Origin of the sequence: Albidovulum litorale (genome assembly GCF_025751495.1) — a bacterium.
GTDB lineage: Bacteria > Pseudomonadota > Alphaproteobacteria > Rhodobacterales > Rhodobacteraceae > Albidovulum > Albidovulum litorale.
The window spans coordinates 565,291-587,585 of record NZ_JAOWKZ010000003.1 but is presented as its reverse complement, the minus strand read 5'-3'; the positions used below and the strand labels follow the sequence as shown (position 1 = coordinate 587,585).

At 62.2% G+C, this 22,295-nt stretch carries 19 protein-coding genes; 10 read left to right on the top strand and 9 right to left on the bottom strand.

What is annotated here, in order from left to right; translation table 11 throughout:
• The first annotated feature begins 1 nt into the window (after position 1).
• From OEZ71_RS13770 to cheB, 9 genes are all read left to right on the top strand, one after another.
• A complete protein-coding gene (locus OEZ71_RS13770; protein WP_263740564.1) occupies positions 2 to 622 on the top strand; it encodes a DUF1326 domain-containing protein in 621 nt (206 codons plus the stop codon).
• A 17-nt stretch (positions 623 to 639) separates the two neighbouring features.
• The gene (locus OEZ71_RS13765) at positions 640 to 1,728 is read left to right on the top strand and encodes a dimethylsulfoniopropionate demethylase (protein WP_263740563.1); all 1,089 of its coding nucleotides are present in this window, start codon (positions 640 to 642) and stop codon (positions 1,726 to 1,728) included.
• Between the two features lie 10 nt (positions 1,729 to 1,738).
• A complete protein-coding gene (acuI, locus tag OEZ71_RS13760; RefSeq protein ID WP_263740562.1) occupies positions 1,739 to 2,734 on the top strand; it encodes an acryloyl-CoA reductase in 996 nt (331 codons plus the stop codon).
• 154 nt (positions 2,735 to 2,888) lie between these two features.
• The gene (locus OEZ71_RS13755; RefSeq protein WP_263740561.1) at positions 2,889 to 3,881 is read left to right on the top strand and encodes a sterol desaturase family protein; all 993 of its coding nucleotides are present in this window, start codon (positions 2,889 to 2,891) and stop codon (positions 3,879 to 3,881) included.
• Positions 3,882 to 3,994: 113 nt separating this feature from the next.
• On the top strand, positions 3,995 to 5,458 hold the full coding sequence (gene zwf / locus OEZ71_RS13750) for a glucose-6-phosphate dehydrogenase (RefSeq protein WP_263740560.1): 1,464 nt from the start codon (positions 3,995 to 3,997) through the stop codon (positions 5,456 to 5,458).
• Complete coding sequence (gene pgl / locus OEZ71_RS13745) at positions 5,455 to 6,126, top strand: 6-phosphogluconolactonase (protein WP_263740559.1); 672 nt, start codon at positions 5,455 to 5,457, stop codon at positions 6,124 to 6,126. The genes zwf and pgl overlap by 4 nt, the downstream gene beginning before the upstream one ends.
• 15 nt (positions 6,127 to 6,141) lie before the next feature.
• The gene (gene pgi / locus OEZ71_RS13740; RefSeq protein ID WP_263740557.1) at positions 6,142 to 7,740 is read left to right on the top strand and encodes a glucose-6-phosphate isomerase; all 1,599 of its coding nucleotides are present in this window, start codon (positions 6,142 to 6,144) and stop codon (positions 7,738 to 7,740) included.
• A gap of 72 nt (positions 7,741 to 7,812) precedes the next feature.
• Positions 7,813 to 10,905: a methyl-accepting chemotaxis protein gene (locus tag OEZ71_RS13735; RefSeq protein ID WP_263740556.1), complete on the top strand. Its 3,093-nt coding sequence runs from the start codon at positions 7,813 to 7,815 to the stop codon at positions 10,903 to 10,905.
• 2 nt (positions 10,906 to 10,907) lie between these two features.
• A complete protein-coding gene (gene cheB, locus OEZ71_RS13730; protein ID WP_263740555.1) occupies positions 10,908 to 11,996 on the top strand; it encodes a chemotaxis-specific protein-glutamate methyltransferase CheB in 1,089 nt (362 codons plus the stop codon).
• 15 nt (positions 11,997 to 12,011) lie between these two features.
• Here cheB and OEZ71_RS13725 read toward each other — a convergent pair whose 3' ends face one another.
• From OEZ71_RS13725 to OEZ71_RS13700, 6 genes are all read right to left on the bottom strand, one after another.
• Positions 12,012 to 12,392, bottom strand: coding sequence for a hypothetical protein (locus tag OEZ71_RS13725; RefSeq protein ID WP_263740554.1), 381 nt, complete (start codon positions 12,390 to 12,392; stop codon positions 12,012 to 12,014).
• The gene (locus OEZ71_RS13720) at positions 12,389 to 12,841 is read right to left on the bottom strand and encodes a chemotaxis protein CheW (protein WP_263740553.1); all 453 of its coding nucleotides are present in this window, start codon (positions 12,839 to 12,841) and stop codon (positions 12,389 to 12,391) included. The genes OEZ71_RS13725 and OEZ71_RS13720 overlap by 4 nt, the downstream gene beginning before the upstream one ends.
• Positions 12,820 to 14,799, bottom strand: a complete 1,980-nt coding sequence (locus OEZ71_RS13715; RefSeq protein WP_263740552.1) for a chemotaxis protein CheA — start codon at positions 14,797 to 14,799, stop codon at positions 12,820 to 12,822. The genes OEZ71_RS13720 and OEZ71_RS13715 overlap by 22 nt, the downstream gene beginning before the upstream one ends.
• A gap of 9 nt (positions 14,800 to 14,808) precedes the next feature.
• Positions 14,809 to 15,174: a response regulator gene (locus OEZ71_RS13710; protein WP_263740551.1), complete on the bottom strand. Its 366-nt coding sequence runs from the start codon at positions 15,172 to 15,174 to the stop codon at positions 14,809 to 14,811.
• Complete coding sequence (locus tag OEZ71_RS13705) at positions 15,174 to 15,452, bottom strand: STAS domain-containing protein (protein ID WP_263740550.1); 279 nt, start codon at positions 15,450 to 15,452, stop codon at positions 15,174 to 15,176. The genes OEZ71_RS13710 and OEZ71_RS13705 overlap by 1 nt, the downstream gene beginning before the upstream one ends.
• A gap of 114 nt (positions 15,453 to 15,566) precedes the next feature.
• A complete protein-coding gene (locus tag OEZ71_RS13700) occupies positions 15,567 to 16,526 on the bottom strand; it encodes a glucokinase (protein ID WP_263740549.1) in 960 nt (319 codons plus the stop codon).
• A gap of 187 nt (positions 16,527 to 16,713) precedes the next feature.
• Here OEZ71_RS13700 and OEZ71_RS13695 point away from each other — a divergent pair, with 187 nt between their 5' ends.
• On the top strand, positions 16,714 to 17,625 hold the full coding sequence (locus OEZ71_RS13695) for a GNAT family N-acetyltransferase (protein ID WP_263740548.1): 912 nt from the start codon (positions 16,714 to 16,716) through the stop codon (positions 17,623 to 17,625).
• Here OEZ71_RS13695 and OEZ71_RS13690 read toward each other — a convergent pair.
• From OEZ71_RS13690 to OEZ71_RS13680, 3 genes are read right to left on the bottom strand one after another with little or no spacing between them, the layout of a single operon-like run.
• Complete coding sequence (locus tag OEZ71_RS13690) at positions 17,606 to 19,690, bottom strand: dipeptide ABC transporter ATP-binding protein (protein WP_263740547.1); 2,085 nt, start codon at positions 19,688 to 19,690, stop codon at positions 17,606 to 17,608. The genes OEZ71_RS13695 and OEZ71_RS13690 overlap by 20 nt on opposite strands.
• Positions 19,691 to 19,702: 12 nt before the next feature.
• A complete protein-coding gene (locus tag OEZ71_RS13685; protein WP_263740546.1) occupies positions 19,703 to 21,130 on the bottom strand; it encodes an ABC transporter permease in 1,428 nt (475 codons plus the stop codon).
• Between the two features lie 13 nt (positions 21,131 to 21,143).
• The gene (locus OEZ71_RS13680) at positions 21,144 to 22,187 is read right to left on the bottom strand and encodes an ABC transporter permease (RefSeq protein WP_263740545.1); all 1,044 of its coding nucleotides are present in this window, start codon (positions 22,185 to 22,187) and stop codon (positions 21,144 to 21,146) included.
• Between the last annotated feature and the right edge of the window lie 108 nt (positions 22,188 to 22,295).

The window sequence follows — 22,295 nt, the reverse complement described above, 5'->3', positions numbered from 1 at the left end:
TATGGCCGACACCTTGCCCGAATGGGCCATCAAGGGGGAACTGATCCTCAACTGCAACTGCACGGTCTTCTGTCCTTGCGTGATCTCGCTCGGCGATCATCCCCCGACCGAGGGCTATTGCATGGGCTGGGCTGGTATCCGCATCGACGAGGGGCACTATGATGGCGAGGATATTTCCGGCCTCAATATCGGCCTCCTCCTCGAAATTCCCGGCAAGATGGGGCGCGGCAACTGGAAGGCGGCGGCCTATATCGATGACCGGGCGAGCGATACGGCCTATGAGGGCCTTCTGAAGGTCTTCACAGGCCAGGCGCGCGGCACGACTGGCCTGTTCAAGGTGCTGGTCAGCGAATTCCTCGGTGCTGAACGGGCACCCGTCACCTATGAGACCGAAGGCAAGACCCGCCGTCTGACCGTGGGCCGTGCCATCAAGGGCGAGATCGCGCCGGTGCCCGGCAACAAGGGCGAGGATATCGTTGTCACCAATACCGAATACTGGATGGGGCCGGATATCACGGTCGCCAAGGCATCGAAGGGCAAGGTCCGCGCCTTCGGCCGGGTCTGGGATTTCGACGGCCGCTCGGCCGAGATCTGCCAGATCGACTGGCATGGTCCGAACTGACCTGATCGGGGACACACATGGCCGACATCACCCCCTCGCGGCGCGTGCGCCGCACCCCTTTCACGCCCGGTGTCGAAGCCGCCGGGGTCAAGGGCTATACGGTCTATAACCACATGCTGCTGCCGACCCGGTTCGGGCAGGATTTCGTCAATGATTACCATCACCTGAAGCGCAATGTTCAGGTTTGGGATGTAGCCTGCGAGCGGCAGGTGAGCGTGAAAGGTCCGGATGCGTTGCGGTTGATGACGCTGATCTCCCCCCGCGACCTTTCAAAGATGGCGGACGACCAGTGCTATTACATTCCGGTCGTGGACCGGCATGGCGGCATGTTGAACGATCCTGTGGCGGTGAAACTCGCCCCCGATCACTACTGGATCTCCATCGCCGACAGCGATTTCCTGCAATACGTGCTGGGTATCGCGGATGCGCTGGAACTGGATGTCGTGGTGGAGGAACCCGACGTCTCCCCGCTCGCCATTCAGGGGCCGAAATCGGACGACCTGATGGCGCGGGTCTTTGGCGACGCGGTGCGTGATATCCGTTTCTTCCGCTACAAGCGGTTGGCTTTCGAAGGGCACGACTTCATCATCGCCCGGTCGGGCTATTCCAAGCAGGGCGGGTTCGAGATTTATGTCGATGACTTCGACCTCGGCATGCCGCTCTGGGACGCGCTCTTTAAGGCGGGTGAGGATATGGATGTCCGTGCCGGTTGCCCCAACCTGATCGAACGGGTCGAGGGTGGACTCCTGTCCTATGGCAATGACATGACCCGCGAAAACACGCCGATGGAGGCGGGCTTGGGCAAGTTCGTCAATGCGCCCGGCGAGTACATCGGCAAGGCGGGGCTGGGCCTGCGTCCAGCGCGCCGGATGATCCGGGCCCTGGCGATCGAGGGCGACATTCCTCCGTGCGACCGGCTCTGGCATGTCTATGCCGGAGGGAAACGGGTCGGACAGGTGACAAGTGCCGTCCGAAGCCCCGATTTCGGGACCAATGTCGCCATCGGCATGATCGCCGACAGCCATTGGGATGCGGGCAGCAAGATCGAAGTGGAAACGCAGGACGGCATGCGAAACGCCGTCTTGCAGGCGAAGTTCTGGATTTGAGGAGAGAGGCATGATCAACGCTCTGGTTGTCACGAAGGACGAAGAAAGCGGAAAGACGTCGGCCAGCGTTCAGGCGATCGAGGAAAGCCGCCTGCCCGAAAGCGAGGTTTTGGTCGCCGTCGAATACTCGACGGTGAACTACAAGGACGGTCTGTGTATCGGGCCGGGCGGCGGGTTGGTTCGCAACTACCCCCATGTGCCAGGGATCGACTTTGCCGGGACTGTCGAAAAGTCGTCCGACCCGCGTTACAAGGCGGGCGACAAGGTCGTTCTGACCGGCTGGCGCGTGGGCGAGGCGCATTGGGGCGGCTATGCCCAGAAGGCCTCCGTCCGCGCCGACTGGCTCGTGCCGCTGCCTGCGGGCCTGAGCACCCGTCAGGCAATGGCGGTGGGTACGGCGGGCCTGACCTCCATGCTCTCGGTCATGGCGCTTGAGGATCACGGGCTTCAGCCGGGCCACGGTCCGGTTCTGGTGACTGGCGCCGCTGGTGGCGTCGGTTCGGTCGCGGTCGCGATCCTCGCCAAGCTTGGCCATGAGGTCGCCGCCGTCACCGGGCGGCCCGAGACGGCAGACTATCTGAAAAGCCTTGGCGCAAGCCAGATCGTTGCGCGGGAAGACCTGACCGAAGTGACGAAGAAGCCCCTTGAGGGCGAACAATGGGCAGGTTGCATTGATGCGGTTGCGGGCGCGATGCTTGGCCGCGTCTTGAAACAGATGAAATATGGCACTTCGGTCGCTGCCGTGGGCTTGGCCGGGGGCGCTGCCATCGAAGGCGCTCTGATCACCCCCTTCATCCTGCGCGGCGTTAACCTTCTGGGCATCGACTCGGTCATGCAGCCCTACGCAAACCGTGTCCGCGCGTGGGAACGGATTGCTCAGGACCTGCCAATGGACAAGCTAGACGCGATGATCCGGCCCGCGACGCTTTCGGACCTGCCCGGCCTCGGCCGCGATATTCTGAAAGGTCAGGTCAAGGGCCGTGTCGTCGTTGATGTGAACGCCTGAACCGTCTGAGAGCGACGGCCGGTCACGGCCGCCCTACCTGTATTAGCGGGACAAAGGACGCTCCGGCGCGACACTGGGCGTCGCTATTGGCGTGGTGACCCGCTGGCACGCGTCATAGGCTTGGCACAAGGAAACCCGCAAGAGGGCCGATGCCATGAGCCAGGGTGATGACTCACCGATGAGCCGCGAGTGGAATTACCACCCGGACCTGCCGCTTGCCGATCCCTCGATCTTCCGCTGGCCGCCCGATCCCGGTTTCCTTGTGCGCTGGTTCGCCCGAAACTGGCTGATGCTGAGCGAGCGAGTGATGATGGTGATCCTCGCCTTCGTCCTTTACGTAATCGCCTATCCGTCGCTGGAAACAGCACAGAATTTTGCCGTCGGCTGGGTCGCGCAGGTCTGGGCGATCAACATGGCATTGGTGATCGTGATCGCGGGCGGGCTGCACTGGTACTTTTACATGAGGAAAGGGCAGGGCAAGCGGCTGAAATTCGACCATAAGGAGCAGGCGAAGGGCAACCGGCTGTGGAATTTCGCCGATCAGGTCCGTGACAACATGTTCTGGTCGCTGACCTCGGGCGTGGCCCAACTGACCGGTTTTCAGGTCGTGACGATCTGGCTGATGGCGAATGGCTACGCACCGGTCATCACCTTTGCCGAACACCCCATCTGGTTCATTCTGGCCCTTATCCTCATTCCGATCTGGTCGGCGTTCCACTTCTACTGGGTGCACCGGCTTTTGCACGTTCCGTTACTGTACAGACGGGTCCATTCGCTGCATCACCGGAATGTCAACATCGGCCCCTGGTCGGGCATGTCGATGCATCCGGTCGAACATTTCCTTTATTTCTCGTCGCTCGCCATCCACTGGATCGTTGCCTCGCATCCGATCCACCTCATCTTCCACGTGATCTACGAAGGCCCCGGCGCCTCGATGACCCATACCGGCTATGAGGATCTTCTGGTCAAGGACAAGCGCCGCCTCGCGCTCGGGACCTTCTATCACCAGCTCCACCACCGCTATTACGAATGTAACTACGGCAATCAGGAAATGCCGTGGGATCGCTGGTTCGGCACTTTCCACGATGGGACCGAGGCCGGTACGCAGGAGACCCGGGCGCGCAAGAAACGCATGTACGGCCAATAAGTCGCCCGCTGGACCACAATTGTCTCGGCCCTGTAGGCGGTGCTAGACTTATCGTCCACAAGGCGCTATGAGCAGCACCGTTAGCGCTAACGGAAGCCGCAAAGGAACGGAAAATGGTCTCACGGGTGATTCCGGTCGATCCGTTCGACCTTGTCGTATTCGGCGCAACGGGCGATCTGGCGCGGCGCAAGATCCTGCCGGGGCTTTATCGTCGGTTTGTGGCGGGGCAGATCCCTGAAACCTCACGCATCATCGGTTCGGCCAGAACGGAGATGGATGCGGCGGGCTTCCGGGCCTTTGTGGCCGAGGCGATCGAGGAATTCCTCGATGTGAAAAAGCGTGACGCGGACAGCGTCGCGCGATTCCTCGACCATTTGCATTACGTCGCCGTGGATGCCAAAGGCGATGGCGGCTGGCCGGAACTGGCGGCTCTGATCCGCCGTGATGTTGTGCAGGCCTATTACTTCTCCGTCGGTCCGTCGCTCTTCGGAGATCTGGCCGAGCGATTGCACCGCCATGGCATCGCGACGCCGAATTCGCGCATCGTGGTTGAAAAGCCCTTCGGCCGCGACCTTGCCAGTGCCAAGACGCTGAACGCGACGTTGGCCGAGCATTTCGACGAAAGCCAGATCTACCGGATCGACCACTATCTGGGCAAGGAGACGGTCCAGAACCTGATGGCGGTACGGTTCGCCAACATCCTGTTCGAGCCGCTCTGGAACGCCCGCCATGTCGATCACGTCCAGATTACCGTGGCCGAGACGGTCGGTGTCGGGGGCAGGGGCGCCTACTATGACAAGTCGGGCGCGATGCGGGACATGGTGCAGAACCATCTGATGCAGCTTCTGTGTCTCATCGCGATGGAACCGCCCTATCGCTTTGACCCCGACGCAGTGCGGGATGAAAAGCTGAAGGTCATCCATGCGCTGCTGCCGGTGGAGCCGGACGATATCGTACGCGGCCAGTATCGCGGCGGCGGGAAAAAGGGGGCGGCCCCATCTTATGCTGAGGATGTGGGCGACCCGGCGACAAGGACCGAAAGTTACATCGCGCTGAAGGCCCATATCGCCAACTGGCGCTGGAAGGGTACGCCGTTCTACCTGCGCACCGGCAAGAAACTGCGCGGCCGCGCGTCCGAGATTGCCATCGTCTTCAAGGAAGTGCCGCATTCGATTTTCGGCGATGAAGAGGGCTGGCGCGAGAACGTGCTGGCGATCCGGTTGCAGCCGAATGAGGGCATGAACCTTAGCGTCATGATCAAGGAACCCGGCCCGGGTGGCATGCGTCTGACCGAGGTGCCACTCGACATGTCCTTTGCCGAGGCTCTGGGCGAGGATGGTGCCGATATTCCGGACGCCTATGAACGCCTGATCATGGATGTGATCCGGGGCAACCAGACGCTCTTCATGCGCGGGGATGAGGTGGAGGCCGCCTGGGCCTGGACCGATCCGATCATCGCCGCATGGGAGGCACGCGGTGATCGGCCGAAGGGTTACGATCCGGGCTCGTCCGGGCCGGAAGATGCGCTTATGCTGCTGCACAGGGATGGCCGGAGGTGGCGGGAGATCCGTGAATGAAACTCATCGAATACCCCGATTCCGAACTGATGATGTTCGATCTGGCCGACATTCTGGCCAGCGAACTTGCCGCCGCCCTGCGCCAGAATGACCGGGTCAGTTTCTGCGTCCCCGGCGGCACGACGCCCGGTCCGGTCTTCGATGTGCTGTCGGGCGTGAATCTCGACTGGGATAGGGTGGCTATCTTTCTGAACGACGAGCGCTGGGTGCCAGAGAGCCATGAACGCTCAAATGCGCGGCTTTTGAAAAGCCGCCTGCTGACAGGCCGTGCCGCCGCCGCATCCTTCCTGCCGTTATATGCGGATACGCCGGAGCCCGACGCCGCAGTGGAAATGCTCGCGGCCGCCATAGAACCCTGCCTGCCGATTGATGTGCTGCTTCTGGGGATGGGCGCGGATATGCATACCGCCTCACTCTTTCCCGGCGCCGACCGTCTGGCTGAGGCGCTCGTGCCTGATGCACCCATCCTAATCCCGATGCGCGCGCCCGGTGCGGCTGAACCACGTGTGACACTCTCGGCCCGCGTGCTGGCGGACGCGATGGCTTGCCATATCCTCATCACCGGGGCCGAAAAACGAGCGGCCGTTGAACGGGCCGAAAGCCTGCCGGCTGAGGAAGCGCCCGTGGCTGCCGTCCTTTCCAACGCGACGGTCCACTGGGCCCCCTGATCCTGCGGAGAGACCATGACCCTTTGGGAAGATCTGCGCTTTTACCATGAAACCCATTCGGGTCGTCCGATTCTTGATCTGTTCAAGGCCGAGGGGCGGGCAGAGAATTTCTCGATCGCAGCCGGCGGGCTCTACTTCGACTATTCCAAGACCTCCATTGACCCCCATGCCCGCGGGCTACTGATCCGGTTGGCTGAGGCCTCGCATCTGGCTAGCCGCCGCGACGCGATGTTCTCAGGCGGGAAGATCAACGAAACCGAGAACCGCGCAGTCCTGCATACTGCGCTTCGCAACATCGACGCTTCGGTCATGGTGGACGGCAGCGACGTTATGCCCGAGGTGCGCGCGACCCATGCGCGGATGCAAGACTTTGCCCGTGACATCCGTGATGGACGCATCACGGGGCAGGGCGGGCGCATTACCGATGTGGTCAATATCGGCATTGGCGGATCGGACCTCGGCCCCGCCATGGCGGCTATCGCACTGTCGCCCTACGCCGACGGGCCACGGGCGCATTTCGTGTCGAATGTGGACGGGGCCCACGTGCATGACGTGCTGGCCGGGCTGAATCCCGCAACGACGCTGATCGTCGTCGCATCAAAGACCTTCACCACCATCGAGACGATGACGAACGCCGAAACCGCGCGGCGCTGGATGGCGGACAAGATCGCCGACCCGGCTGCGCAGTTCGCCGCCGTCTCTACTGCCGCCGACAAGACGGCAGCCTTCGGCATTCCGCCCGAACGGGTCTTCGGTTTCGCCGACTGGGTCGGCGGGCGCTATTCGATGTGGGGGCCGGTCGGCCTCACGCTGATGATCGCCATCGGGCCGGAACATTTCCGCGCATTTCTGGATGGCGGCCGGGCGATGGACGACCATTTCCGCGACGCCCCCTTTGTCGACAACATGCCGGTGATGCTGGCGCTGACCGGCCTCTGGCACAACCAGATCTGCGGCCACGCGACCCGCGCGGTCCTGCCCTATGAACAGCGACTTGCCCGGCTGCCCGCTTATCTTCAGCAGCTGGAGATGGAGAGCAACGGCAAGCGCGTGGCGATGGACGGGTCGGATCTGGTGATACATTCCGGCCCGGTTGTCTGGGGCGAGCCCGGCACCAATGGCCAGCACGCCTTCTACCAGCTGATCCATCAGGGCACGCGGGTGATCCCGTGTGAGTTCCTTCTGGGCCGGGAAGGGCACGAGCCGGACCTCGCACATCAGCACCGCCTTCTGGCCGCCAACTGCCTCGCGCAATCTGAGGCGCTTTTGCGTGGACGATCCCTTGAAGAGGCCCGCGCGGTCATGGCCGCAAAGGGGCTGACCGGTGCGGAATTGGACCGGCAAGCCCGCCACCGGGTCTTTCCCGGCAACCGGCCATCGACGACATTGCTCTACCCGAAACTCACCCCCTTCGTTCTCGGTCAGATCATAGCGCTTTACGAGCACCGGGTCTTTGCTGAAGGCGTTATCCTCGGGATCAACTCCTTCGATCAATGGGGGGTCGAACTGGGCAAGGAACTGGCGCTGGCGCTGGAGCCCGTGTTCAGCGGGCAGGAGGACGGGTCAGGCAAGGATGGTTCCACCCGCGCACTTGTCGCCTGGCTGCGTAGTTAAGCGAATCTTCAATTCCCGCACGCATGTTGGCCGGTGACGCGTAGACCTGCGCGTTTTCGGACGGAAACCGCCATGCGCCTGCTCGACGATGTCAGCCTTGCCCTGAAACTGCCGTTGGTACTGGGCACTGTCGCACTCGTGGCCCTGCTGACGATGGGATACACGGGATATCACTATGCCCGTGCGGCCCTCCTAAAAGCGGGGGAGGAGCAGGTCGGCATTTTCGTTGACGCCAAGGCGCTGGAGATCGAAGCCTGGTTCGCGGTCGTTTCTACCGACCTGCGCTCGCTGGCGGACAGCCCGCAAACCGCCCGCGCCCTGAGGGACTATTCCCGCGCTTGGGAGCGGATGGGCGATGGACCCGGCACCCTGCTCCGTCATCACTTCATCGAACTCAACCCCCATCCGAGCGGGCAGCGCTACAAGCTGAAAAGCGTTTCCGATATTTCGGATTACTCGATTGCCCACGGGCGGTATCACGGGATCTTTTCAGCGTTTGTCGAACAGAAAGGATATCACGACGTCCTTATGATCGATGTGGCGGGCAACGTACTTTATTCCGTCGCAAAAGAAGAGGATCTGGGCCAGAATCTTTTCATCGGCGAGTTGCGCTCCAGCAGCCTGTCACGGGTCGCGCGCCGTGTCATGCACATGCCCGAGGCCGATGTGATCTTCACCGATTTCGCCTTTTATGGTCCGTCCGGGACCGACCCCGCAAGTTTTGCTGCAGTTCCGCTGAAGGACAGCGACGGCAAGACAGTCGGCGCACTGATCTTTCAGATCTCGGCCGATCAGGTGACCGCCCTGACCCGGAGGCCGGCTGAGCATCACGAAAAGGACAGTCTGACCTATCTTGTCGGCAAGGACCTCAAGCTCCGGTCTGATGTTCAGGGCTTTGATAGGCATGCCATCCTGAGCCTGCGAACCGCGTCCCAATCGGTCAGGGTGGCTTTTGCCGGGGGTGAGGCACTGAGGCAGGAACCGGGTCTTTTCGGCACTCAGTCGATCGTCATGGCCAGTCGGGTTGCCTTGCCGGGTCTCGATCTTGTTCTGGTGCACGAGGAGCCTCTCGCAACGACATTGGCCCCCGTCCGGGACCTGACGGCAAGCCTTGTCACCGCCGGGCTTGTCTCCATGGTTGTTCTCGGCGGAGTTGTGTCTCTGATCGCCAGCAGCCTATCGCGGCCGCTAATTGCGAATTCCAGCGTGATGCGGGAAATCGCCGAGGGCAACTATGATGTTTCTGTCCTGGATACTTGGCGGCGGGATGAGATCGGCACCATCGCCCGGGCGCTGGAGACATTCCGAGATGGCCTGGCAAAAAGCGCCGAGATCGCCCGGGATGCCGCGTTCAAAAGCGCCGCTTTCGAAGGATCGTCCGCAGCCCTGATGATCATGGACCGTGACTTTCGCATTACCTACGCAAATGCATCGCTTGAAGGTCTTTTCCGTCACCATATCCAAGAGTTTCGTAAGGTCACGCCTGACTTCGACGCAGCAGGGGTCGTCGGTCGCAATATGGATGCGTGCCACAAGGCGTCAGATAGCATAGCGGAGCGGTTGGCCGCTTCCGCTCATCTTCCTCACCGCGCAGAGATTCGTATAGGTGACGCGCGCTTCGCTCTCGAGATCAACGAAGTCGTGATGGAGGATCACGGCCGCATCGGCTTCGTCGTCGAATGGCGCGACGTCACGGTCGAACGTATGAACCGGGCCGTGCTGTCCGCATTCGACCGGAACCTCGCAACAGCGGAATTTGAATCCGATGGCAACCTGATCAACGCCAATGAGAAGATGCGCACCCTGCTCGGTTTGCCAGGAATCGATATCCCGGCATGCCATCTTGCCGACCTGCTGCATCTCGACGATGACGGAAGTGGTGACAGTGGACCGCTCTGGGATCGGCTGATGGCCGGAGCTTCGGTCTTCGGCCGCTTTCGGGCACGGATCGGTGACGGACCCGAAGGCGTCGTGGATGGCAGTCTGTCGCCGATCCACGATCACGATGGGGCTTTGCTGAAAGTGCTGTTGATGGGGGCCGACATGACTGTCGCCGAACGCCGCCTGCGCCGCGCCGAGGAACACAGGCGAATGCTGGAAGAGGCGCAGAACCAGGTCGTGGAGGCACTTCGGATCGGGTTGAGCGAACTTTCGCAAGGTGATCTCACCACACGTATCGAGAGTGGCTTCGCGGCCGAATACGAAACCCTACGCGACGATTTTAACAACGCCATCGAACAGCTTGGCGTAGCGATGGCCGTTGTGATGGAAAACGCCTCCGGCATCGAGGGCGAGGCGGCTGACATCGCGCGCTCCGCCGAGGATCTGACGGGCCGAACTGAACAACAGGCGGCAACGCTGGAACAGACCGCTGCGGCGCTTGATCAACTGACGATATCGGTCCGATCGGCGGCGAGCGGGGCGGCTGAAGCGAGCGTTGTGGTTGGCGATGCTCTTGCCTCGGCCGAGGCATCGGGCGCTGTGGTGAGGGAGGCCGTCCGGGCCATGGGCGAGATAGAGAGCTCGTCGGAGCGCATTGCCCGTATCATTGAAGTTATCGACGACATTGCTTTTCAGACGAATCTTTTGGCCTTGAACGCCGGAGTGGAAGCGGCCCGCGCGGGCGAGGCAGGGCGCGGATTCGCCGTCGTGGCTGCTGAAGTCAGAGCTCTGGCTCAGCGTTCATCAGACGCGGCACGCGAGATTGACGGCCTGATCTCTGCTTCCTCCGCACAGGTCAAGCGCGGTGTCGGCCTCGTCGGCGAGGCCGGTCAAGCATTGACGGACATCGTCGCCTCGGTATCCAGTATTGCGGAGCGCGTTTCGGAAATTGCCGCCTCGGCACAGGAACAGTCAGCGGGTCTCGCCGAGATCAATATTGCCGTAAATCAGATCGATCAGGTCACGCAACAGAATGCTGCGCTGTTCGGTCAGGCATCGGTTGCCAGCCAGTCGCTGACCCGGGGGGCGGAGGCGCTGACGGCCACGATGGGTCGCTTCCGGATCGATCTGCGCGGCGGTGGACCTGGGGCGGAAGATTGCGGCCCGGCCAGCGCCGCCGCCTCTGCTGCTTTCAAGGGGGCGAACGGGGTACGGCGTATGGCGTCGGTGGTGGCGCGTCGCCGCCCGCTGCCCGCAGTGACACCCGGCTGGGAGGAATTCTGACCGTGACGATCTGCCCGGTTCCGGCGGGTTCGACGGGCCAGCGCCGCATTCTGGTAATCGATGATTCCAGGACAACCCGATTGCTAATCCGGACCGCGCTCGCCGATGATCCCCGCATCAAGGTGATCGGTGAGGCCGCGGATCCGTTCGAGGCGCGCGAACTGATCAGGCAGCTTGATCCCGACATTCTGACGCTCGATATCGAGATGCCGCGCATGAACGGACTGACATTCCTGTATCATCTAATGCGGATGCGACCGCTGCCGGTTGTCATGATGTCGAGCATGACAAGGCGCGGCAGTGCACTCGCGGTCGAGGCTCTTGTCGCCGGTGCCGTCGATTGTATCTCTAAGTCGGAACTGGCCGACGCCCGCGCAAACCGATCGCTTGCCGATCGCCTTGTCGCGGCGTCACGCACATATCCGCAGGCGTCTCGCGGCGCTGCCGCTCCGAGGCTTCCAACCGGACCCTTTCCCTGGAACGGGAAGGTAGTTCTGATCGGGGCATCGACAGGCGGTGTCACAGCGCTGGAAACGGTGTTGCGCGGACTCCCGCCAGACGGTCCACCCGTTCTGATAGCGCAGCATATGCCCGCTGCATTCCTGGAACGGTTCGCAGCCCGGATGGCCACCCGCATCCGGATGCCCGTGGCGGTCGCCGAGACCGGATCATTAATCCGACCGGGTCAGGTATGGTTGGCGCCGGGCGGCGGGGTTGATCTGGTGATTGGTGCCGGTCTCAGGCCGGTATGCCGGTTGCACCCATCTTGCACCGAAGGGAATTTTTCACCCTCCGTGGACGCGCTTTTTGCATCAGCATTGCCGCTGGCCAGGCGGGTTGTTGCGGTCATGTTGTCCGGCATGGGCCAGGATGGCGTGACGGCGATGTTGCGCTTGCGCGCCGCGGGCGCGCAGACAATTGCCCAGGACAAGAAGAGTTCGGCGGCATTCGGTATGCCCGGCGCGGCACTGGCTTTGGGCGCCGCCGGGGCGGCAGTTCCGCTCGATGCGATTGCGCGGTGGATCCTGAGCCAGACCAGTCTGGTTCCGATCAGAACGACTGAACCAGATTTGCGCTGCCGGCGGCGATAACCACACCGGGCACAGTCAGAGCCAGACCACCTCACCACGAGCAATGAGGATATCCGGCCTGTCCGACCGGTTTCGTGCGACGATACGGTCGGCCAGTTCGCGCAAATGCAGATGCGCAAGGACGACATCGCGCGGCAGCATCGTCTCGCCGGGTAGCCTTGACTGAAACAGGCCCATCAATCTTGTGAGATCCGCCAACCCCTGACCGATCCGGTCAATGGACTGAAGCCGGGCCAAAGTCGCCTCATCCGGCGGCTCGGCGAAGACGCAATCCGACAGCGCCTCCTGCACAGTCTGGCTGAGCAGCGCCAGATGGGACAGCTCCTCTGCTAGATGCACGGCAAGGTCAATAATGCGGACACTTTCCTGCATTTCGGGGGAGGGGGGGCTGCTCATGCCGCATCCACCACGGTGGTGGATAACAGCGCGGCAAGATCGAGCACCCGGACCATCTGGTCACCGATCAGCGAGAGGGCCGAGATGCAGACGGTCTGACCATCACTTGCCATCGCGGGGGGCGCTTCGAGCGCGCCGCGTTCCACCCGGTGGATATCGCTGACGGCGTCGACGATCAGCCCGGCACTCTGCCCTGCCGCTTCGGCTACAATGATCACATTCCGGTCGCCGCCTGCCAGCGGAGGAAGGCCGAGTCGGGTCGCCAGATCCAGTACCGGCAGGATTGTTCCCCTGAGATTGATTACCCCGGAGAGATAGGCCGGAGCGTGGGGCAGGGGCGTCGGGCGTCCCCAACTGCGCAACTCGCGAACCGCGGTCACATCGACGCAGAACCGTTCCTCGCCCAGGCGGAAGGCGAGCAGTTCCACTATCTCGCCGGCATCTGACATTTTCTGTCCTCCACGGTCGCCGGTTGGTTCCGGTCAACGGGTAAAGTGCGGGCGAGTTCGCCGGGATCGCATATGAAGGCGATTTGCCCGTCGCCAAGGATCGTTGCCGCCGAGATCCCAGGAATGCTGCCAAAGCCGCCACGCAGCGATTTGACCACGATCTGTCTTTGATCGATGACCGCGTCGACAATCAGTGCCGCCCGGCTGCCATCCTCGGAGGCAGTCAGAACCGCGATTGCGTTGTCCGGCAAATGTCCGGGCCTGCGAATGCCGAGTGCGGCGCTAACATCGATCAGTTTTGCGAAAGCGCCGCGTATTCGCACCAGTTCGTCATCGTATCCCGCGGCGCGCCGGTCGAGCGTCCGAAGTGCGGCGGTTTCGAGGATCGCCGCTATGGGGATCACCAACATCTGGCCGGTGACACTTACGACCATACCGTCCATCACGGCCAGCGTCAGGGGAAGTGAAAGCGTGAAGCGGGTGCCCCATCCCGGTTCCGATGCGATTGAAATGCGTCCTCCGAGACGGCTGATTGCGGTTTTCACCACATCCATTCCGACACCCCGGCCGGAAACATTCGACAGGCTCTCACAGGTGGATAGGCCGGGATGAAATATCAACTCGTCGATTGCCGTTCCGCTTAATATATCGCCCTTTGAGATCAGCCCTCGGTCCTCGGCCTTGGCGCGAATACGATTACGGTCGAGGCCACGCCCGTCATCATGGAGCTCGATCACCAAGCGGCCCGCGCGATGCGCGGCTGCGAGTGTGATCGTCCCCTCGGACGGCTTTTGACTGGCCAGACGTGCGCTAGGCGATTCCAGCCCATGATCGACCGCGTTGCGTATCATGTGCATCAGCGGGTCGGAAAGCCGTTCGATCACGGTGCGGTCAACCTCAGTCGTCTCGCCTTCGAGAACGAGGCGGGCGGGCTTTCCGAGCGCAGCAGAAGTTTCGCGCAAAACCCGGCCCATACGTTGAAAGAGCGGTTTGACGGGCTGCGCGCGGATCGTCATGACGCTGTCCTGAAGGTCGCGTGTCAGACCGGTCAGCGTATCGAGACGCTCAGCCAGTTGCGATTGCCGGTCCAGACCGATCTCGGCAAGGCTTTGGGCCAGGATCGACTGGCCGATCGCCAGTTCACCAACCACGTTCATCAGCCGGTCGATTCTTTCAAGATCGACCCGCATGGTCGGTGATGTTTCGGAAGCTTGCGTCCGGGGTGCATCGGTGATGGCGTTGGTCGTCGGTGGCTTGCGCAAGATCGCGAGATCGCAGAGACCGATGACGAAATCGAACAATTCGGCGATTTCCGTTTCGTTCCGTTCCGCGGACACTGTGAGGGTCCAGCCAAGATAGGCTTCTTCCGGGTCGAGCGCAGCAAGATCGGGCAGGGCCGCGACGTCGCAGCGAATTTCGGTCGCCCCCAACTCCCTCAGGGCCAGAAGCGGAAACAACGCGTCGTTGCCGGAGGCGTAAAGCGCGGTGTGTGGACGGAACCGGAGGGTCCATGGGCCCGTAAGAGGGCTGGCTTCCAGTGCCGGCATTATGGCTGACGCGGGTGCGGACAGGGTACCAAGGATATCGTCGCCACCCGGAGGTGCCGTGATCCCGTCGCGGGCGGCATCAATCAGGTCGGCGAGGTGGTCGCTGGCCCGCATCAGGTCGTTGATCTGCCAGGACGTGAGGTCAGCCTGTTCACCGCGCACCAAGTCGAAAACCGACTCAAGGCCATGTGCGAACCGGACCAGTGCATCCAGCCCGAAGGCGCCTGCCCCCCCCTTGATCGAATGGATGGCGCGAAACGCGGTGTTGATGACTTCCGGATCGACTGTCCCGCCACCGCCGACCGATTCCCCGAAGGTCACCAATGCGTCCTGCAGCTGCTCGATCCGCTCGGCGCATTCTGCGAAGAAGCCGGCCTTAAGCTCTGACATCGGATCGCGCCGGTCGGTCATGTCTGGCCCTTACCCCGCCACCATCTGAATGGCGCGTATCAGCTTTTGCGCGTCGAACGGCTTCACGATCCAGCCAGTCGCCCCCGCCGCGCGGGCCCACGCCTTGAGTTCCGGCGCACTTTCCGTTGTCAGCACCAGGATAGGCGTCGCGCGGTAGCGGTCTATCCGCCTGACGGCCTGGACAAAACCGAACCCGTCGAGCCGCGGCATGTTGATGTCGGATATGATCACGTCTGGCTCAAAACCATCGAGCGTATCCAGCGCATCCTGTCCGTCTTCAGCGGTTTGAACCGAATAGCCCGCCTCGCCAAGCACCAGAGCCAGCATGTCTCGGATCGTCCGGCTGTCGTCGACTGCCAAGATCTTGATCCCCATCACACGCCCTCCTCCGGGAGGGACTGCAGATCGGCTGGCTCGACGCCAAATGCCTTAAGCGCGGCGTCGAACTGGGCGGATCGTTGTCGGATGATCAGGGAGGTCCCTGTCTTTCGCCAGTTCTGGCCCGCAGCGAGAAGGATCTGCAGGCAGAGTCCGCCAAGATGCGATACCGCGCTTGCATCAATCTCCAGTGCTGTGCCGCTGCGAGCCAGCAACGTCGCGTGCAATCGCCGGGCAACGGGGAGGTCGAGACGGCTGTCGAGAACCAGCGCCATCATGCCGTCAAGTCCGTCTTCCGTGCTGGTATCCGCACCTTACCGCCTCCGTCGAATTCACCGAGGCAGGCTATGTGTCGAAGCGTTAAGATTGGTTTGACGCAGCCAGGCCGATCAGGTCGCCGAGGTCAGGAGGTAGCGGGCACATCCTTCGAGCGCGGCATAATCATCCTCGACCAGAATGACCGGAAAGCGGTTCATGAAGGCGGCAAAGCGGCCCTTGTCCTGAAACGCATCGGCCAGACCGAAGCGCTTGTAATAGGGGGCGAAGGCTCGCGCCACGCCTCCGATCAGGTAGATGCCGCCAAAGGGAAGGTACCCAAGGGCCAGATCGCCTGAAACCGCACCGAGCAGCCTGACGAAGCTGCGCCCGGTGGCCTCGGCGACGGGGTCGTCCCCTGCCGCCACCGCTTGCATGATAGAGGCCGCATTCTGAGTGCGGATCTGCCCGGCCTCGTGCGCGTGGAAGGCAAATAGCTGTTCCAGCCCGCGCCCCGAGAGCACGTCCTCGACACAGGCGAAACTGGTATCTCTCGAGACGAAGCGCATCATCCGCAGGTCGGTTTCGTTGCGTACCGGAAGGCTGATCTGACCGCATTCGGCAGGGGCGACCGTCCTCCGCCCGGCCTGATCCAGTACCGGGGCGGCGTTGAAGCCGGTTCCGACACCAATCACCAGTTGCGCCGCTCCCGCACGCTGGGTCGCCTTGATCAACGGCACCAAGCTCGATTCCGCGATATGGCCTAGCGCGTGGCCCTGTGCTTGCAGATCGTTCAGGATCGCGACATTGGCGGTGTTCGTGGCCGAGGCGACCGCGTCGCCGTCGATACTCCAGTCGAGGTTGGTCATGCGGGCTATGCCGTCATCCACCGGGCCGGCTACGGCAACGCAGACGCCCGAGCAGGCCGGACGGCCCGTGGCGTCGAGATAGGACGACAGAATCGGGCCCAGCCCCGGATATTCCGCATTGGCGAAACGCCGGATCGTGGAGCGGTCGACGCGGTCGCCGTTCGCGAGCGCCACGCGGGTATTGGTGCCGCCGATATCGACCACAAGAGAAAGCAACGTCGGCATCGGTGGCTATACGCTCCAGGACAGGGGGGCCCGTCTGTTATGCCCAATCCGGAGACGGTATCAAGTGCGGCCGTCGAGCAATTCCACATTGCTGCTGAAAAGTAAGCTGCCGCGACCATGCGGGCCGGTTGACACGGGCGTCACGCGGTTAGGTTCGCGTTAGGTATCCCCATGCTTACTGCCGCGCATGGAGATCGTCTGGGACCAGATCGACCGGAAGGGATGGAGGGCTGCTACGGCGAAGGTGTCGCTGCCGGCCCAGCAGCATTGGACCTACGGTGCGGTCCTGTCCGCGATGGGGCGCAATGTTCGCCATGCCGAGATCATCTTTGGGGGGCGGCGGCTCGGCCTCGCGCAGGTCGTTTCGCGACGCTTTGGACCCCTGCGAGTGACGCTCCTCAGCCGGGGGCCTGTCTGGTTGGAGCCTGTCGCGCCGGACTTCGCGGTTCGGGCGCTACGCGCGCTTGGTCGTGAGGCGGGGCTCATGATCGTCACGCCAGAGGTTGAACTGCGTGGTGCTGGGCTCATCCCGCTGATCGCGGCGCGGCATGAAGCGGTGATCGAGCTTCGCCCCGCGCCTTCGGAAATCCGCGCGCGGCTCGGCGGGAAATGGCGCAACAGGCTAGTGCGGGCCGAACTGGAGGGAATATCGGTTCTGCAATCGTTACCGGATTCGGGGCAACTTGCCCGGCTTTTGTCCCGAGAGGTCGAACAGCAAAGGCAGCGCGGCTATCGAGCCTTGCCGCCCGCATTTACCCTGGGTTGGCTGAAGGCCGATCCTGAAGGCATGATCCTTTACGAAGCGCAGCATCGCGGTCGGACGATCGCAACAATGCTGGTTCTGTTGCACCGGCCCGGAGCGAGCTATCACATCGGCTGGTCGGGTGCCGAGGGGCGGCGCGTGAACGCTCATCAGCTTCTACTGTGGCATGTGATCCGCGACCTGCACGAACAAGGCTATCGTACACTCGATCTTGGCGATGCGAGTGCCGACGCCGCGCCGGGCCTTGCGCGGTTCAAGATCGGCAGCGGTGCAACCGTGGCGCCCTTGGGCGCAACGATGCTTGTCCTGCCCGCCCTTACTCGGCCGCGATCTTGATCACGGGTTCCATCTGCTCGAACTCGGTGGCCGAGAGGTGACATTTGATCTGGTGCCCGTTCGGCAGCGTCTGAACCGGCGGCACGTCCTTTTCGCAGAGCCCGCCCGCAACCTTTGACTTCCAGCGGCATCTGGTCTGGAACGGACAGCCCGGGGGCGGGTTCATCGCAGAGGGGATATCGCCCTCCAGCACGATCCGCTTCTTCTCCACATGGGTGTCGGCGATGGGCACGGCGGACAGCAGCGCCTCGGTATAGGGGTGGTAGGGGGGGCTGAAGACCTGATCGGTCGTGCCCAGTTCCACCACATGGCCGAGATACATCACCATGACCCGGTCGGAGAGATAACGCACGATGGAGAGGTCGTGGCTGATGAAGAGCAGCGTCGTCCGGTTCTCGCGCTGGATCTCCATCAGAAGGTCCGTGACCGCCGCCTGAACCGACACGTCGAGCGCCGAGACCGGTTCGTCGGCCACGACGATCTTCGCGCCGCCTGCAAAGGCGCGCGCGATGCCCACGCGCTGCTTCTGCCCGCCCGATAGCTGGCGCGGCATGCGTTCTGCGAACGCACGCGGCAGCTTCACGAGGTCGAGAAGCTCCAGCATCCGCTCTTCGCGGTCCTTGTCGGAATTACCCTCGCCGAAAATCTCCAGAGCCCGGATAATCTGCCGCCCGACCGTCATCGACGGATTGAGCGTGTCGAACGGGTTCTGGAACACCATCTGCACGCTTGAGACGGTTTCGGTCGACCGCTCCTCGATCGGCGTGTCCTGAATTTCGTGATTGTGCAGCAGGATCTGGCCCGCTGTCGCGGTTTCCAGCCCCATCAGCACTTTGGCAAAGGTGGACTTGCCGCAGCCGGATTCGCCGACGATGGCCAGCGTTTCGCCCTCATGCGCCTCGAAGCTCAGCGTCTCGTTGGCCTTCACGACCTTCTTGCTGCCGCCGCCGAAGAGCGCATTGGCGCTGACCTCGTAGTACTTGCGCAGGTCGTCCATTTTCAAGACGACGTCACCGATGGGAGTCTTCGCAGCCTTGGCGGCGACTTGCGGCGGGGCGTTCCAGTCGATCTCATCGACCCTCAGGCAGCGCGTATCGTGGCGGTCGTCGCCCGGCACGTTGCGCATCTTGATCTCGCCCGCATCGCAGCGCCCGGCAGAAAAATAATCGCAGCGGGGGCCGAAATTGCACCCGTTGGGGCGTTCATGCGGCAGCGGGAAGTTGCCCGGAATCGCAATCAGGGGGCGTGCGTTCTTGTCCGCGCCGGGCAGCGGGATCGAGCGGAAGAGCGCCTGAGTGTAAGGATGCTGCATCTTGTCGAAGACATCCTTGATGGAACCCGTCTCCACCGCCTCGCCCGAATACATAACGCAAAGCCGGTTGCAGGTGTCGAGCACCAGGCCGAGATTGTGCGAGATGAAGAGCATCGACGTGCCGTATTTCTTGCCGAGGTCTTTCACGAGGTCGACAACGGCGGCCTCGACCGTCACGTCGAGTGCGGTCGTGGGTTCGTCGAGGATCAGAAGGGCGGGCTTCGACATCAGCGCCATGGCGATGACGATGCGCTGCTGCTGCCCGCCCGAAAGCTGGTGCGGGTAGCTTTTCAGGATCCGCTCGGGGTCCGGCAGGCGCACATCGGTGACGACCTCCAGCGCGCGCTGATAGGCCTCTTCCTGCGAGACCCGCTCATGGATCATCGGCACTTCCATCAGCTGCTTGCCGATCTTCATCGCCGGATTGAGCGAGGCCATCGGTTCCTGATAGATCATCGCGATTTCCGAGCCGCGGATGTCGCGCAGTTCTTCCTCGCTCATCGTCGTCAGGTCGCGGCCCTTGAACTTGATCGTACCGCCGACGATGCGGCCGTTCTTGCCAAGGTCCCGCATCACGGCGAGTGCGACGGTGGATTTGCCGCAACCGGATTCCCCGACGAGGCCCATCGCCTCGCCCGGCTGCACGGTGCAGGAAAAGTCCATCACCGCCGGGATTTCCCGAAGCCGGGTGAAGAAGCTGATCGAGAGGTTTTCGATCTCAAGGATCGGGCCGTCATAGTCCCACTTGGTCATAATCCGTCTCCCTTAATCCCTGAGGCTTTCTTCACGCAGGCCGTCGGCCAGAAGATTGAGGCCCAGAACGAGGCTCATCAGCGCGAGTGCGGGCACGATGGCGGGGTGTTGCGCAACCGTCATCAGCTTGCGGCCCGCGTTGATCGTGGAGCCCCAGTCAGGGCTTTCGGGGCTGAGACCGAGGCCGAAGAAGCCGAGGGTTCCCAAAAGGATCGTCGTGTAGCCAATTCGCAGGCAGAAATCGACGATCAGAGGACCGCGGGCGTTGGGCAGGATTTCCCACAGCATAATGTACCAGGGACGTTCGCCGCGTGTCTGGGCGGCGGAGACATAGTCTCGCGTCTTCACGTCCAGGACGATGCCGCGCACGATCCGGAACACGGTCGGCGAGTTCACGAACACGACCGAGACGAAGACGATCAGGATATTGCCCGGCACATGGATCAGGTCCAGCATGTTGGGCAGGACCGCCACCTTGGTGCCAACCTCACCCACAAGCGACAGGTAGAGGTAGCCACCGACGCAGAGGATGATCAAAAGCACCTTCGTTCGGAATGCCGGCACCACGTAGTAGCGCGAATTGACCAGCACCATCAGAAAGACGATGGGGAAGAGAAAGAGCACCATCGCCATGTATTGCGGCATGCCGGTTTCGACGATTTCCGGGGTCACGAGCAGGTAAAAGAGCAGGATCACCGGAAAAGCGAGGATGAGGTTCGCGAGGAACGACAGCCCTGTATCCAGCTTGCCGCCGTAGTAACCTGCCGGAAGGCCCAGCGTGATTCCCACCATGAAGGCAAAAAGCGTGGCCAGCGGCGCGATCTGCACAACGATGCGACTGCCGAGTACGACACGGCTGAACACATCGCGGCCCAGATGGTCGCCGCCCAGGAGGTACCAGCCCATGTCGTCCGGGGTGGGCGTTCCGGGAACCTTGTTCTTCATCTGGCTGATCTGGCTGAGAACGTCATGGGTCGCGATCATGTTGGCGAAGATCGCCGAGAAGACCCAGAACATGACGATCGCAAAACCGATCATGCCAATCGTGGAGTCAAAGAGCTTGCCGTAGAGGCCCAGCCGCCGCTTGTAGCGGATGGATACCGCATACAGCACGATCAGCGATATCCAGACCGGCAGGAAGCGTTTGGCCAGCCCGCCGATGATGCCGACATCGCCGTAGGGCATGACGGCGCCCGCAACAAGGTAGATAACCACGATCGCGACAAGCGCGACGAACAGCCAGCGCACGGCTTTTTCGGCTGTACCGTAAGCGCCGCCTCGTGCCGCAATCGTGCCATCGGGATTGGCCACGACGGATACTTCAGCGGCGGAGAAAGACAGAACGATCTGCGCGATGATGGCCAACGCGAAGGCGGCCGCAATTGCCATGGTGACCGGATTGAGGACGGAAAGAGCGCCGGTCCAGGTTAACGGGTCCATTGTCAGTTCCTCCTCAGGATATCCGGATACGCGGGTTCAGGAAGACATAGCCGATGTCGGAAATCAGCTGGGTCACCAGAACTACGATGACGGCTACTACCGAACAGCCCAGAAGCAGGTCGATGTCGTTGTTGCCCGCGGCCGAGACGAGCGTCCAGCCGAAGCCCTTGTAGTTGAACAAGGTCTCGACGATAACGACGCCATTCAGAAGCCAGGGGAATTGGAGCATGATGACCGTGAACGGCGCGATCAGCGCGTTGCGGAGCGCGTGTTTCATGACCACGTTGCGGAAGGATACACCCTTGAGCCGTGCCGTGCGGATGTACTGGGCGGTCATGACCTCGGTCATCGAGGCGCGGGTCATTCGGGCGATATAGCCGATGCCGTAAAGCGCGATGGTGATGACCGGCAGGAAGAAGTTTTCAAACGTGATGCCGTCCATGGCACTCGCCGCCGTGCCCTTGAACCATTTCAGTCCGAACATGGAGGAGGCGAAGACCGCGATAAGAATGACGCCAGACACGTATTCCGGCGTTGCCGTGGTCGCGATGGAGAAGGTGGAAAGCGACCTGTCGAGTTTCGACCCCTCGCGCATGCCCGCCAGGACGCCGATGATCAGCGAGACGGGAACCATCACCACCATGACCCAGAACATGAGAATGCCGGTGAGTGACAGTCGTGTTCCGACGATCGTCGATACCTCGTCCTTGAAGACTGAGGAGAAACCCCACTTGCCCTGCAGAACGCCACAAAAACGGGAAGCTGTCGCCGGGTCCTGCCCGCGCTGGATGCAGCGGCCGGTCGTCACCCCATCTTCCTCGCGCGTCCAGCCGGGAAGGACACCGAGCCATTCGCCGTAGCGCACCAGAAGCGGGCTGCCATGGCCGTTCTTGTCCAGCCAGCTCAGCACCTCCTCATCAGTGATGCGGCTGCCAGCCTCGGTCTTGGCGAGCTTTTCAAGATTGGGTGGCAGGTTTGTCAGAAAGAAGACGACGAACGTCAGGCAGAGGGCTGTCAGGACCATGGTCAACAGCCGCCGAAGCAGGAATATCAGCATTTTTTCATGTCCTTCCCCCCAAAGAACGTAGGGGCAGGTTGGAGTGCGTGGGCCGTCACGTCAACAAAAAGCGGCGCGCGGATTTGTTCCGCGCGCCGCACTAAGACC

Excerpts from the sequence above, each read along its gene's own strand:
- OEZ71_RS13720 (WP_263740553.1), bottom strand. The coding sequence starts at position 12,841 with ATGTCAGATGCCGGCGAGATAGTGGAACTGCTCGCCTTCCGCCTGGGC.
- OEZ71_RS13765 (WP_263740563.1), top strand. The coding sequence starts at position 640 with ATGGCCGACATCACCCCCTCGCGGCGCGTGCGCCGCACCCCTTTCACG.
- acuI (WP_263740562.1), top strand. The coding sequence starts at position 1,739 with ATGATCAACGCTCTGGTTGTCACGAAGGACGAAGAAAGCGGAAAGACG.
- OEZ71_RS13755 (WP_263740561.1), top strand. The coding sequence starts at position 2,889 with ATGAGCCAGGGTGATGACTCACCGATGAGCCGCGAGTGGAATTACCAC.
- OEZ71_RS13735 (WP_263740556.1), top strand. The coding sequence starts at position 7,813 with ATGCGCCTGCTCGACGATGTCAGCCTTGCCCTGAAACTGCCGTTGGTA.
- OEZ71_RS13690 (WP_263740547.1), bottom strand. The coding sequence starts at position 19,690 with ATGACCAAGTGGGACTATGACGGCCCGATCCTTGAGATCGAAAACCTC.
- OEZ71_RS13770 (WP_263740564.1), top strand. The coding sequence starts at position 2 with ATGGCCGACACCTTGCCCGAATGGGCCATCAAGGGGGAACTGATCCTC.
- OEZ71_RS13725 (WP_263740554.1), bottom strand. The coding sequence starts at position 12,392 with ATGAGCAGCCCCCCCTCCCCCGAAATGCAGGAAAGTGTCCGCATTATT.
- pgi (WP_263740557.1), top strand. The coding sequence starts at position 6,142 with ATGACCCTTTGGGAAGATCTGCGCTTTTACCATGAAACCCATTCGGGT.
- OEZ71_RS13715 (WP_263740552.1), bottom strand. The coding sequence starts at position 14,799 with ATGACCGACCGGCGCGATCCGATGTCAGAGCTTAAGGCCGGCTTCTTC.
- OEZ71_RS13700 (WP_263740549.1), bottom strand. The coding sequence starts at position 16,526 with ATGCCGACGTTGCTTTCTCTTGTGGTCGATATCGGCGGCACCAATACC.
- zwf (WP_263740560.1), top strand. The coding sequence starts at position 3,995 with ATGGTCTCACGGGTGATTCCGGTCGATCCGTTCGACCTTGTCGTATTC.
- pgl (WP_263740559.1), top strand. The coding sequence starts at position 5,455 with ATGAAACTCATCGAATACCCCGATTCCGAACTGATGATGTTCGATCTG.
- OEZ71_RS13680 (WP_263740545.1), bottom strand. The coding sequence starts at position 22,187 with ATGCTGATATTCCTGCTTCGGCGGCTGTTGACCATGGTCCTGACAGCC.
- OEZ71_RS13710 (WP_263740551.1), bottom strand. The coding sequence starts at position 15,174 with ATGGGGATCAAGATCTTGGCAGTCGACGACAGCCGGACGATCCGAGAC.
- OEZ71_RS13695 (WP_263740548.1), top strand. The coding sequence starts at position 16,714 with ATGGAGATCGTCTGGGACCAGATCGACCGGAAGGGATGGAGGGCTGCT.
- OEZ71_RS13705 (WP_263740550.1), bottom strand. The coding sequence starts at position 15,452 with ATGGCGCTGGTTCTCGACAGCCGTCTCGACCTCCCCGTTGCCCGGCGA.
- OEZ71_RS13685 (WP_263740546.1), bottom strand. The coding sequence starts at position 21,130 with ATGGACCCGTTAACCTGGACCGGCGCTCTTTCCGTCCTCAATCCGGTC.